Source organism: Variovorax sp. RTB1, from assembly GCF_035018765.1.
Lineage (GTDB): Bacteria > Pseudomonadota > Gammaproteobacteria > Burkholderiales > Burkholderiaceae_C > Variovorax.
The window spans coordinates 18,338-31,159 of record NZ_JASJXG010000015.1 but is presented as its reverse complement, the minus strand read 5'-3'; the positions used below and the strand labels follow the sequence as shown (position 1 = coordinate 31,159).

Annotated in this window: 9 protein-coding genes; 4 read left to right on the top strand and 5 right to left on the bottom strand. The window is 64.6% G+C overall.

The genetic code is table 11. From position 1 onward, the window contains the following. Positions 1–107 precede the first annotated feature (107 nt). Positions 108–2,123, top strand: coding sequence for a serine protease (locus QN397_RS11825; RefSeq protein ID WP_323500958.1), 2,016 nt, complete (start codon positions 108–110; stop codon positions 2,121–2,123). 3 nt (positions 2,124–2,126) lie between these two features. On the opposite strand, the gene QN397_RS11820 is transcribed toward QN397_RS11825, so the two are convergent. Further along, positions 2,127–3,029, bottom strand: a complete 903-nt coding sequence (locus tag QN397_RS11820) for a polysaccharide deacetylase family protein (protein WP_323500957.1) — start codon at positions 3,027–3,029, stop codon at positions 2,127–2,129. A 67-nt stretch (positions 3,030–3,096) separates the two neighbouring features. Here QN397_RS11820 and QN397_RS11815 point away from each other — a divergent pair, with 67 nt between their 5' ends. Both QN397_RS11815 and gshB read left to right on the top strand, forming a co-directional pair. Further along, positions 3,097–4,401, top strand: coding sequence for a benzoate/H(+) symporter BenE family transporter (locus QN397_RS11815; protein WP_323500967.1), 1,305 nt, complete (start codon positions 3,097–3,099; stop codon positions 4,399–4,401). Then, positions 4,401–5,360, top strand: coding sequence for a glutathione synthase (gene gshB, locus QN397_RS11810; protein ID WP_323500956.1), 960 nt, complete (start codon positions 4,401–4,403; stop codon positions 5,358–5,360). The genes QN397_RS11815 and gshB overlap by 1 nt, the downstream gene beginning before the upstream one ends. Here gshB and QN397_RS11805 read toward each other — a convergent pair. The 4 genes from QN397_RS11805 to QN397_RS11790 all read right to left on the bottom strand — a co-directional run bounded on the left by QN397_RS11805 (position 5,347) and on the right by QN397_RS11790 (position 11,301). Continuing rightward, positions 5,347–6,627, bottom strand: a complete 1,281-nt coding sequence (locus QN397_RS11805) for a PepSY-associated TM helix domain-containing protein (protein ID WP_323500955.1) — start codon at positions 6,625–6,627, stop codon at positions 5,347–5,349. The two genes, gshB and QN397_RS11805, sit on opposite strands and share 14 nt — an antisense overlap. Positions 6,628–6,642: 15 nt before the next feature. After that, a complete protein-coding gene (locus tag QN397_RS11800; protein ID WP_323500954.1) occupies positions 6,643–8,853 on the bottom strand; it encodes a TonB-dependent receptor in 2,211 nt (736 codons plus the stop codon). A gap of 152 nt (positions 8,854–9,005) precedes the next feature. Beyond that, positions 9,006–9,773 (bottom strand): class II glutamine amidotransferase, encoded by a 768-nt coding sequence (locus QN397_RS11795; RefSeq protein ID WP_323497815.1) that lies wholly within the window; start codon positions 9,771–9,773, stop codon positions 9,006–9,008. Positions 9,774–9,780: 7 nt separating this feature from the next. Continuing rightward, the gene (locus tag QN397_RS11790; protein ID WP_323497814.1) at positions 9,781–11,301 is read right to left on the bottom strand and encodes a DHA2 family efflux MFS transporter permease subunit; all 1,521 of its coding nucleotides are present in this window, start codon (positions 11,299–11,301) and stop codon (positions 9,781–9,783) included. Between the two features lie 95 nt (positions 11,302–11,396). Between QN397_RS11790 and QN397_RS11785 the strand changes: the two genes are divergently transcribed. Beyond that, positions 11,397–12,803 (top strand): zinc-binding metallopeptidase family protein, encoded by a 1,407-nt coding sequence (locus tag QN397_RS11785; protein ID WP_323497813.1) that lies wholly within the window; start codon positions 11,397–11,399, stop codon positions 12,801–12,803. The last annotated feature ends 19 nt before the right edge of the window (positions 12,804–12,822 follow it).

The window sequence follows — 12,822 nt, the reverse complement described above, 5'->3', positions numbered from 1 at the left end:
GCCGACTTCTTAGTTTTCGTTCCAGCGTCGGCTCACAGGTGAGGCGACTTTTGGCAACCAGTACGTCGGCTTTTGGGGTTCTGCGGCTAAGCCGCGGCGCGTTGGCTTTGGCTTTCGTCACCCTCGTCACGGCTTGCGGAGGTGGAAGCAGCAGCACAGGTGCCTCGGCTCCGAGCACTGTTTCCGTTGCCGGGTCCGGCACCGCCGTCGGCACAGCGACCAGCACGGGCGCCGGCATCAGCGTCGCGCCCGCCTCGTTCAGTTTGCAGGCTGCCTCGAAACCGGCGCCCGCCACGACGACCTCAGACGGTCCCATCGTCGCGCTTACACGCACTGCCGACATGCCGCAAGACGCTTCACCTGTGCGCAAGCGCACGCCTGGCGTCTCCGGGTCGCTCGCGTACGTGAACCTCGACGGCTTGAACGCCGAGAAAAGAGGTGTCGTCGCGCGAAAGACCCGAGTCGTTGCGAACGAATCCGCAGCCATACCCACGCAAGTCGGCCTGGGTCGCAACATCGATGCCACCGCTACAGAGGCCGCCACCGCGCAGGTCCTGGTGTGGAACGACTCTCCGGGAAAAGGGCGTATCGCCGCCATCCACTTCGCGACGCCTGACGCCAAGGGCGTGCGGCTCGGCGTGCGAATCACCAGTCTGCCGCTGGGCACGATGTTGCGGTTCTATGTCGCCGGCGGTAAGACAATGATCGAGGTCTCGGCGCAGCAGCTGCTCGCGTCGATTCAGCGCAGCCTCGATGCCGGCGAAACAGGTGAGGCTGCACACACGTATTGGTCACCCGACCTGGGTGGCGAAGAAATTACACTGGAGATCGAGGTGCCACCCGGCACCGACACGGCGCTGGTGCAGATCGCCATCCCGCGCTTGACCCACATGTTCGTCCAGGCCGATGCCCTGAGTGCCACCGGCACGCTCGGTAATGCGGCGGCTTGCACGCTCGACGTCAGTTGCACCCATGCCTACGACACCGAGAGCAAGTCGGTAGCTCGCATGACCTTCGTGAAAGACGGCGACGGCTACGCCTGCACCGGCACCCTGCTGAACGACAAGGCTTCGTCCGGCACGCCGTATTTTCTGAGTGCGTACCACTGCATCTCGACGCAAGCAGAAGCGTCGAGTCTCGTGACTGACTGGTTCTTTCATTCGTCGCAGTGCGGCAATGGCGTGCTGAGCGATGCCGCGCGAACTGTTTACGGTGGCGCCACGCTGTTGCTCGCCAACGCCGACACCGACACGTCTTTCATGTCGCTTGCCAGCACGCCACCGACAGGCGCGGTGTACGCCGCATGGATTGCGACGCCGCCGCCGATCGGCAACGACGCCTTTGGGCTTCACCATCCACTGGCCGATCTGCAGAAGTACAGCACCGGCAAGGTCAACGACTACTTCTCGTGCATCGCACACACCACCGACGGCAACTGCACCTTTGCCACCGCTGCGCCTTCAACGGCGCGCTTCATCGAAGTGATGCTGGGCCAAGGCCCGGTGCAGCCAGGCAGCAGCGGATCGCCACTGTTCACGACATCGAACGGCACGAGCGTGCTGGTGGGTCAGTTGTTCGGCGGGGCGGCTTCATGCACCAATGCGATCGCGGTGTACGGGCGCTTCGATGTCGCCTACAACGCGGGCATGTCGCAGTGGCTCAATGCGCCGGCGCACCCGCGCATCCCGATCTATCGGTTCTATAACACCGACACCTCTACGCATTTCTACACAGCCAGCGCGACCGAGCGCGACACCGTGCGCAACACCATGCCGAAGTACAACTACGAAGGCATTGCTTTCTACGCGTACCCCGATGGCGCCACAGGAGCGACGGCGCTGGAGCGCTTCTACAACACCAAGACCGGCGCACACTTCTACACGATCAGCGCAGACGAAGCGCAGAGCGTAAAGGCCAACAATCCGGCCTTCAACTACGAGGGCAAAGGCTGGTATGCCAACGTGGGCGCCACCACGGGTGCGACTGCCATGTACCGTTTCTACAACACGCGCACCGGTACGCACTTCTATACGACCAGTGCGGCAGAACGCGACTCCGTGCTGCAGAACTCTCCTGCCTACAACTACGACGGAATCGCCTACTACGCCTGGACTGCGCTCTAGGCTTTAGCTTTCCAGCGAATCCACATGCGCGACGATGGCCCCCGGCGTCGTGAACCAGATCTCGCCGCGGTCCCGCGCGGCAGCCAGCGCTTCCAGCGCCCGCCGCAAATGCCGCAGCCGATACGGCTGCCCGACGATGTAAGGGTGCAGCGCCACACCCATCACCAACGGCTGCGTGCGCGCCTGTTCGCGCATCTCGTCGAAGTTGTCGATCACCATCGTCGTGAAGTCTTTCGCATCCATCTGGCGCGCGATGATCATCGGGATGTCGTTGAGTTCTTGCGGGTACGGCACGGCCCACAACGACTTGCCGCTGCGCGTGCGCATGCGTGTCGGCTGGTCGTCGTGGCACCAGTTGAGCGTGTAGGTGTAGCCGGTCTCGACGAGCAAGTCCGGCGTCACCGCGCTCTCCGATATCCAGGGCGACAGCCAGCCCGCGGGCGTGATGCCGCTCTCGCCGGCGATGCGGTCGCGACAGCGTTCGAGCAATGCGCGCTCACCGGCTTCGCTGTAATCGCCTTGTCGCTCCGCGTTGCTGTGGCCGTGGCCGATGAGCTCGTCGCCGCGCAGCTGCACAGCGCGCAGCAGTTCGGGGCAGTGGTCGTACAGCGCGGTGTTGATCAAGGCGCCGGTGGGCAGGCCGAGCGAGTCGAAGAGTTCGAGGCAGCGCCACGCACCGACGCGGTTGCCGTATTCGCGCCATCCGTGGTTGAGCACATCGGGCTCCGGTGACGGCGGTCCGATGCGGGCGCCCAGGCCATCACCAAAAGCGAAGTGCTCGAGGTTGAAGCCGAGGTAAACGGCGAGCCCGGCGCCGTTCGGCCAGCGGTAGTCGGGCCGCCGGGTGATCGGCGAATAGTCGAAGCGGTCGTGCGAGGGAAGCCTGTCGGGCCAGCGTGCGGTCATGCGGTGAGTTTGCAAGAGGCGGGCCACCTCCGCAAGGCAGGCCATGAACGCCGGGCACAATTCGCCGATGCGTTTTTTCAAGGACTTGAGCCTGTCGGCTTTCACGGCCGGCTTCGTCGCGGTGCTGGTCGGCTTCACCAGTTCCGTGGCCATCGTGTTCCAGGCCGCACAGGCCTTCGGCGCCACGCCCGCGATGATCACCTCGTGGATGTGGGCGCTGGGGCTCGGCATGGGTCTGTGCTCCGCGGTGCCTTCGTTGTATTGGCGCAAGCCGGTCATGATTGCGTGGAGTACGCCCGGCGCGGCGGTGCTGGCGGTGGCCGGCGTGGGCTACGGCATGAACGAGGCGGTCGGCGCCTTTATCGTCTGCGCGGCGATCATTACGCTGGCCGGCGCGACCGGCTGGTTCGAGCGCGTGATGAACAAGATCCCGATGGCGATCGCCTCGGCGCTGCTCGCGGGTGTGCTGGCGCGCTTCGGCTTGCAGGCCTTCCTTGCGGCGCAGACAGCGCTGCCGCTCGTCTTGCTGATGCTGGCCGCCTACCTGCTGGCCAAGCGCTTCATGCCGCGCTATTCCGTGCCGCTGACGCTGCTCGTCGGCGTCGTCTATGCGGCGTCGCGCGGCCAGTTGGCCTGGTCGACGGTGCACTTCGATATGGCCCTGCCGATCTTCACGATGCCGGTGTTTACCTGGCGCGCCGCGGTGAGCCTGGCGCTGCCCTTGTTCGTCGTCACGATGGCCTCGCAGAACCTGCCCGGCGTCGCGGCGATTCGTGCGGCCGGCTACGACCTGCCGATCAGCAAGCTCATCACCATCAGCGGAGTCGCCACGCTGGTGCTCGCGCCGTTCGGCGGCTATGCGCTCAACCTCAGCGCCATCACCGCGGCCATCTGCATGGGGCCTGAGGCGCACGACGACCCGAAGCGGCGCTATACGGCGGCAGTGAGCTGCGGTGCGATTTACGTGGTGATCGGGCTCTTCGGTGCGGCGGTGGTCGGCGTGCTGACCGCGTTTCCGAAAGAGCTGGTCGCTGCCATCGCCGGGCTCGCATTGCTCGGCACCATCGGCGGCGGACTTGCCGCGGCGGTGCGCGACGAGTCGCATCGCGAGGCAGCGCTCATCACCTTTCTCGTCACGTTGTCGGGCGTCTCCGTGGCCGGCATCGGCTCGGCTTTCTGGGGTGTAGTGGCCGGCGCCATTGCGCTGGCCGCGCAGCAACTCGGTCGGCGCAATCGTTACGACTCCGCTCAAAGCAACCTCAGCGCCGACACGACAAAAACCTCCGTCGGCAAGGCCATCGCACCCGGCGGCAAGATCGTGCCCAATGAACAGCAGGCGACCCGCAACGCGGCCGCCGGAAAGACCTTCTGATGCACAACATTCTCTTCGTCGCCGATCCGCTCGATGAATTCAAGATCTACAAGGACACCACTTTTTCGATGATGCGCGAGGCGCAGCGCCGCGGGCATCGCATCGCGGCGTGCCTGCCGCAAGACCTGCAATGGAAGTCAGGTGGCGTGGTTACCGCCAACGTTCAGCAGATCACCCTCACCGGCGACGCCAAGGACTGGTATCGCGAAGACATCATCGAGACCAAGGCGCTCAAGGATTTCGACATCGTGGTGATGCGCAAAGATCCACCATTCGATGCCGAGTACATCTACGCGACGCACCTGCTCGAGCAGGCCGAGCGTGAAGGCGCGCATGTGGTCAACACGCCGCGCGCGTTACGCGACCACCCCGAAAAGCTCGCGATCATGGAGTTCCCGCAGTTCGTGACGCCGACGTTGGTCACGCGCAGTGCCGAGTCGGTGCGCGACTTTCATGCGGAGCACGGCGACATCATCCTGAAGCCGCTCGACGGCATGGGCGGCATGGGCATCTTCCGCGTGCGGCAAGACGCGATGAACCTCGGCTCCATCGTCGAGACGCTGAACAAGGGCGGCGCGGAAACCATCATGGTCCAGCGCTTCGTGCCGGAGATCACGCAGGGCGACAAGCGCATCCTGATCATCGCGGGCAAGCCGGCGCCCTTCGTGCTGGCGCGGATTCCGCAGGGCACAGAAGTGCGCGGCAATCTGGCGGCCGGTGGCAAGGGCGTGGCGCAACCGCTGACCGCGCGCAATCGAGAGATCGCAGAAGTCGTCGGCCGCACGCTCGCACCACGCGGTCTGCTGTTGATCGGGCTCGACGTGATCGGCGATTCGGTCACAGAGATCAACGTCACCAGCCCCACCTGCTTTCAGGAAATCACCGAACAAACCGGCTTCGACGTGCCGGCGATGTTCATTGATGCGCTGGAAGAATCAGTCGGCATCAAACGCAACTAGGCGCTACTGGAGCCACCGAGCCTCGGGGTGCGGTCTGTCGCGCACGCCGCTTGCGCGCCCAGATCACGATGCCGGTGATCGACAGCATGGCGACACCGAGGCCCATCGCCGACATCATGATGCGGCCCGGCAAGCCGAGGATGCGGCCGGAGTGCATCGGGAACTGCAGCTGCACGAACACGTCTGCGGCGGTGCCTTTCCATGGCACGTTCTGGCTCAACAGGCGACCGTCCATACCGTCGATGTAGAGGTTGCTCAGACCCATGCCGCCTTGTCCGTTTTCAGCGCCGGGCTTGAAGAACGACACGTTGTAGAAGCCGTAGCGCGCCTCGTAGTAGATGCCTCCCGGAGGCGTCGTCCAGCCTTGTCGCCGTGCCTCGGCCTCGGCGATGTCCACGACCTGTGCGAAACCCAGTGACGGCGTGATGGTGGTACCGAGCGGTGCCATGGTTCGCGTCTCGTAGGGACCGGGTGTCGTCTTCGACACCAGCGACAGCACGGGATAGAAGACTTCGCGGTACAGGTTGAGTGAAAACGAGGTGAAGGCGATCACGATGATGAACACCCAGGCCCAAAGCCCGCCCGCGCGGTGCAGATCGAAGTTGAGCCTGTAGCCACCGGCGCGCCACCGGATGGCCCATGCCGGTTGCCAGCGGCCCAGCCAGGTCGTCGGCTTGCGATGACGCGCCGCGTGCTTCGGCGCGTCGCGCGGCATCTTCAGGCGACGCGGCGTGGTGATGTAAAGCGCCACGCAGCTGTCGATCAGCCACACCAGCGCCACCGTCCCCATGATCCAGTAGCCAATGCGATCGGTGCCCCAGATCGCGGGGATGTGCAGGCTGTAGTGCACCGTGCGCAGAAAGGGCATGAGGCTTTCGCGCGAGAGCGAGACGGCGGTCGAGTCGCGCTGGCCGACGACGTGTCCAGTGACCGGGTCGACGAAGACCTGGTTGTAGCCGAGCGAATAGGGCTGTCGCGTGGCAGCGTCGGTGCGTGGCTCGACGAAGAAGGCAGCGTTATGGCCTGCTTCGAGTCCGAGCGAAACGTAGCTGACTTTGGCGCGCGGATCGGCTGCTTCCACCGCCGCGGCCATTGCCATCGGATCCTTGAAGGGTCCGCGGCTATCGGTGTCGTAGAGCGCGCTGTTGAGCCACTCGTCGAGTTCGTGATCCCATGATGTCACCGCGCCTGTGAGGCCGGAGACGATCAGAAAGAGCGCGACCGTGAGGCCCAGCCAGCGGTGAGTGACGGTAAAAAACGCGCGCACGGATCAGGCGTGTCCTTAGAAGTTGACCGTGCCGGTCAGGACGAACGTACGTGGCTGGCCCAAGACGAGGTAGTTCGCGCCGGGATAGCCACCAGCCGATGCCCAATATGACTTGTTGAGCACGTTGTCCACACGTCCCCGGATCGTGAGCAATCGCCCGTTGCCGATGTCCATGAGATAGCGCGCACCGAGGTCCAGACGAGTCCATGACGGCAGCACTTGCGTGTTGGCAGCATCGGCGTACTGCTTGCCGGTCTGCAGCACGCGTGCATTGACCGAAAAGCCGTTGATGCCCGGCACGTCCCACTCGGCGCCCAAATTGATCTGGTGCTTCGGCACGCCGATCACGTCGTTGCCGTTGTTCGACGCGATTGCGCTGCGGCGCTGCTCTGCGTCGAGAAATGTGACGCCGCCCAGCAGGCGCAGGCCCTTCGTCGGTTCGCCGAACACCGACAGTTCGACGCCGCGATTGCGCTGCTCGCCATACGAGCCATAGGTCCCGTTCTGCAGGTAAGCGCTCGGCTTGCTCGTGCTGAAAAGTGCGACGCTGGCACCGATGTTGCCGCCGTCGTACTTGGCGCCAATTTCCTTTTGCTTCGACACATACGGTGCAAAGACCTGCCCCGCGTTGGTGACGCGCTGCCCGGCCGACGTGGTGGCCGGGGCGACGTCGCCCTTGATCAGGCCTTCGATGTAGTTGGCGTAGAGCGAAAGGCTTTTCATCGGCTTGAAGACGAAGCCGACCACGGGAGTCGTCTTGCTCTGGTCGTAGCCGTCGAGTCGCGAGCCTTTGTTGTAGTCGTACGTCGTGTCCTTGATCTTCTGGCGACGCGCACCGACGGTGAGCAGGACCGTGTCTTGCGCAAAAGACATGGTGTCGGCAACGGCGAAGCTCGACGTGTAGATCGATTCAGTCAGCCCCGGGTTGCTCAGCACGCCGCCGGTGAAGAAGGTCGCCGCCGGCGCGAACACCGCGGTCGGCCGGTAGATGTTGCTGTCGATTCCACTGAAGCCTGACAGCGCATAGGCATTGCGCGAGTCGGAACTCAAGGCCGCCGCCGAAGCCACCACCGTATGGCCGATGCTCCCGGTCTGGAACTTGCCGCGGATACCGATTTCGCCGGTGTTGACCTTGTCCTTGCGTGCGTTGTCGAAACGGTAGCCGGACGTATCGCCGAGCGCATCGATGATGCTCATTGGCGTGAGCGAATTGTCTTCGGTGCTGTGGCGCGTGCCGACCGCGGCCCAGGCCGTGACGTGCGAAGAAAGATCGACCTCGCCGCGCACCGTGCCGAATACGTCCCGGCTGTTCGAATAGGTCCAGGGCTGCGCGAAGTTGTTCTTCGCATCCGGTGCTTCGGGGATCGGCAGGTTAAAGACCGGCGTCACGCTCGGGCGAGGCGACTTCAGCTTGTCGTTCTGGTAGCCGACATCGGCCGACAGGCGCACGTTGCTGCTGTGCCAGTCGAGGCCGAGGCTGAGTGCGCTCAGCTGATGCTTTTCACCGTCGACGCCGTCGTCACCGCCATCGCGACGGGCAGCGTTCAGGCGAATGCCAGTTGCCTGGTCAGGCCCGAAGCGCCGGGCGATGTCTGCCGCCACGTAACCCTGCCCGCCGCTTTGCACGCCGACGGAAACCTCGCTCAGCGGCTCGTTCGGCGCCCGCTTGGGGAGTACGTTGATCAGCCCGCCGATGCCACCGCCGCCGACCGAACCCGCGCCTGCGCCGCTCAGAAACGCGTTGGCGCCGCGAAATACCTCGACGCGCTCGACGAATTCGGCTGCCATGTACTGACGCGGCACCAAGCCAAAGAGGCCGTTGTACGACACGTCGTCGGAGAACACCGGAAAGCCGCGAATGAAGTACGCCTGCTGGAAGTTGCCGAAGCCCCGCGCGGAGCGCACGGAGGCGTCGTTCAACAACACGTCGCCGATACTTTGCGCTTGCTGATTCGCGATCAGTTGCTGGGTGTAGGTCGTCGTGTTGAATGGCGTGTCCATCATGTCTTGCGCGCCCAGCACGCCGATCCGGCTGCCGCGTGCGACTTCGCCCCCAGCGAAGGGCTTGCTCAAGCCTTCGGCCGATGCGTCGGCACTGGCCTCGACCTTGATCGTCTCCAGCGTTTGCGGGGCGGCCGGCTGAGCCTGCGCAGCGGCGCTCAGGGCATGGATTGCCAGGGCACTGGCGATTGCGACAGCGCGCAGGGGGAAACGGGCGGGAGCCATGTGAGGTTCTGTTGTTGCAAATGAGAACCGTTATTGTTCATGAAAAATGTCCCTCTCGCGGTACTTTCATGCAGATTTGCTGTGAACGCCACACCGCCGGGTGCAACTCCGGATCGCTGCACGCCGGTCACTCGCCGATAACTCGCAGTCGACTATCCGCTTTGCGCCTGCCCGTCGACGAACACCTTGAGTTCCCCCGGCGCGAAAGCGGTCCACGCTTCGTTGGTCGTCAGTGGCGCCGTGACGACGATCGCCACCCGATCGGTCGGCGTGGTGTGCGCCGCGAAGTCGATCGCCAGATCGTCGTCCGACAACTGCGCCGAAACGAACGGATGCCGACGTTCGACGTACCAAAGGTTGGTCGACGCGTGCGCCCACAACGCCTGCCCGTTCGACAGCATGAAGTTGAAGGTGCCGTGCTTCGCCAATTGCGGCGCCAGCTCACGCAGCGTGAGCGTGAGCTCGTCGACGCTCGGCACACCGGCGTGCGACTTGGCCAGCTCCTGCATCAGCCAGCAGAACGCGTGCTCGCTGTCGGTGCTGCCCACCGGATGAAAGGCGCCGTGCAGCCGTGGCCTGAAATCCTTCAGGTCGCCGTTGTGCGCGAAGACCCAGTAGCGGCCCCACAACTCGCGCACGAAGGGGTGGCAATTCTGCAGATTGATGGCGCCCTGCGTCGCCTTGCGAATGTGCGAGACGACGTTCTGGCTCTTGATCGGATAGCGGCGAATCAGCTCGGCTACCGGTGAATCGCAGGCCGGTTGATGGTCGACGAAATGACGCAGACCACGGTCTTCGAAGAAGGCGATGCCCCAGCCGTCGGCGTGATGGTCGGTGCGGCCGCCGCGCTGCGCGAACCCCGCGAAGCTGAACGTCACGTCCGTGGGGGTGTTGCAGTTCATCCCGAGCAATTGGCACATGGCTGCATTAAACCGTTGTCGGCAGCGGCTTCTTCTGGCGCAACTGCAGCGCCGCCAGGATGGCCAGTGCGCACAGCCCTGCCAACATGGCAAAGGCCTCGTCGAAAGCCGCTATCCGCGCCACGCTGGTGGTCGGGTTGATGAGCGAGTCGCCATGCACCGCCAGACGCCACTCGAGCACGATGGCGCACAGGCTCACGCCGGTCGCGCCGCCCAGCATCCGCAAAAAGCTGATGGCGCTCGCGCCCTGCGGAATCAGCGGCTTGGCCAGCGGCCGCATCGATCCGATGTTGAGGGACGGCAGGATGAAGCCGAGGCCGATGCGCCCGATGGTCGCGAAGATCACCAGCAGCCAGATGCCGCTGTCGAGCCTGAGCACAATCATCAGCGCGAACGAAAGCGCCAGCAACGCCAGCCCGATGCTCACCAGCATCCACGTCGGCTGGCGATCGGCCAGGCGCCCGACCAGCGCGATGGTGATGGCCAGCACGATGCCGGCCGGCAGCATGATCGTGCCCACATGGGAGGCCGACAGCTGCAGTCCGAGCTGCATATACACCGGCAGCAGGTAGGTCGAGCCGAACAGCGCCGTGCCGTAGATGAAGGCCACCACGCTGCCCATCGCGAACTGTCGGTACTTGAATAGCGCCAGGTTCATCAGCGGCTCGCGACCCGAGGCCGACATCCGCCTTTGCCACCAGAGGAACGCTACAAACGCAAGACCGGCGCCGGCCAGCAGCAGCGTCGCGTGCAACGGCGAATCACCGCGCAGCGCGACCAGCCCGTTCAGCAGGCACAGCGTGCCGATCGTGCCCAGGCCGAGCCCACGCCAGTCGAGGTTGCCAGCGCGCGCAGCGACCACGCCGCCCGGTGCGGTGGTCGGCACGAATCGGTACGCCAGCGCGATCGACGCGATGCAGAACGGCACCACCATGAAGAAGATCGAGCGCCAGCCGAACAGGTCGACCAGCACGCCGCCGATGCTCGGACCGATCGCCGGCGCCAGCACCACGCCCATGCCGAAGAGGCCGCTCGCGCGCCCCTGTTCGTGTGGCTCGAAGGCGCGCAGGATGATGATGGCGGGGATCGGCTGCACCACGCCGGCGGCCAATCCTTCGACCACCCGCGCGACCAGCACCAGAGAGAAGTTGTTCGACAAACCGCCGGCCAGCCCGCCCAGCAAAAGCAGCACCATCGTGCCGACGTAGGTCGCGCGATAGCCATAGCGACCGAGCAGCCACGGCGTGGTCAGCATCGATACCGTCATCGCGACCATGAAGCCGGAACTCACCCACTGCGCTCGCTCCTGCCCGAGCGAAAAGTAATGGCTCATGCCCGGAATGGCCACGTTGACGATGGTCGACGACATGATCGACGCCATCGTGCCCACCATCACCGACAGCAGCAGATACCAACGGTAGCGATCGCCGTACCGGTCGCGCAAGCTGTGGATCGAAGGCGCCGCAGAAATCGGTGGCGAGTCGGCGGGCGGGCGGTCGGGGATCTGTGGAATCTTGGGGTCGGTCATTGGCGCGCGGATGGCCGCGGGGGTTCGGCCGTCCTACAAGGATATCGGCGTTTGAGCGCGTGTGCTCTCGCGCCCGGTGACTTCACAATGACGCCATGGAACAGACCTTCCAATCGCAATCCGTCGGCACCGCGCCAGAGCAGTCGGACCACTCGCTCGCCGCCGACCTCAAGGCGCCGACACTGAGCCGCGCCTACCAGTGTCAATGCGGCCGCCCGATTTTTCTCGGCAACAGCGAATGCCTGGCCTGCCACACGCCGCTTGGTTATGTCGTCGAGAGCCTGGGAGTCGTGCCGCTCGCACCCGCGACGTTCCAGGGCGCCGAGGCCGACACCTACACCGTGTTCGGCGATACGAACGGCAAGGCCTACCGGCGCTGTACCAACCTGATGACCGCATCCAGTTGCAACTGGATGGTGCCTTCACCGCGTGAGGGTGACGACGCCAGCTTCAACACGATCGGCCTCGCTCCCGGCTACTGTCTGTCGTGCAGTGTGACGCGGACGATTCCCGATCTCTCCGTCGAAACCAACGGCGTGCTGTGGCGCAAGTTGGAGCAATCGAAGCGCCGCCTCGTCTCGCAATTGCTCGCGCTCGGACTGCCCGTCGTGAGCCGGCACGCCGACCCGGTGCATGGGCTGGCCTTCGACTTCTTGAGCAACATGCCCGGCGGCCCGCACGTGCTGACGGGCCACGAAGACGGCGTGATCACGCTGAATGCCGAAGAAGCAGAAGACGCGGTGCGGGAGCGCATCCGTGCCGAAATGCGCGAGCCGTATCGCACGCTGCTCGGGCACTTTCGTCACGAGATCGGCCACTACTACTGGGACTTGCTCGTCTACCCGACGAACTGGCTCGAACAGTTTCGTGCGCTCTTCGGCGATGAACGCGTCGACTACGCTACCTCCCTGAAAACGCACTACGAGCAAGGGCCGGTGCCCGACTGGCGCAATCGCTACGTGACCAGCTACGCCAGCTCGCATGCGTGGGAAGACTGGGCCGAGACCTGGGCGCATTACCTGCACATGGCCGATACGGCCGACACCGCCATGAGCTTCGGAGTCGACGCGACACGCGCGGAACTTGCCAGCGATTTATTCGAGCCCGCCGACCTGTGGCAGCCCGACCATCCGGACGCGATGAAGTTTCTCGACTTCCTGAACGGCTGGGTGCGCCTGACCAACGTGCTCAACGAGTTGTCGCGCAGCATGGGCCAACCCGACTACTACCCGTTCGTGCTGCCACGCGCGGCGGTGGGCAAGCTGCAGTTCATCCACCAGGTCATCACCGACCAGCGCCATCGCATCGGCGCACCTTCTCCCGCGCCGGAAGCGATGAGCGATCCCGTCCCCGTGCCGCCGACGGTGGGTTCGACGACGTCGCTGCAAGGTTCGCAAGCTTTGCAGCAGCCGCCGACGCGATCGACACCGCTGCAGATGCGCCAGCCTGTGCAGCAGGCACAGGGCTACGCATACGACCACGGGTTTTTCTCGCGGCGTTGAGGCCGCGCGAGCATGGGTC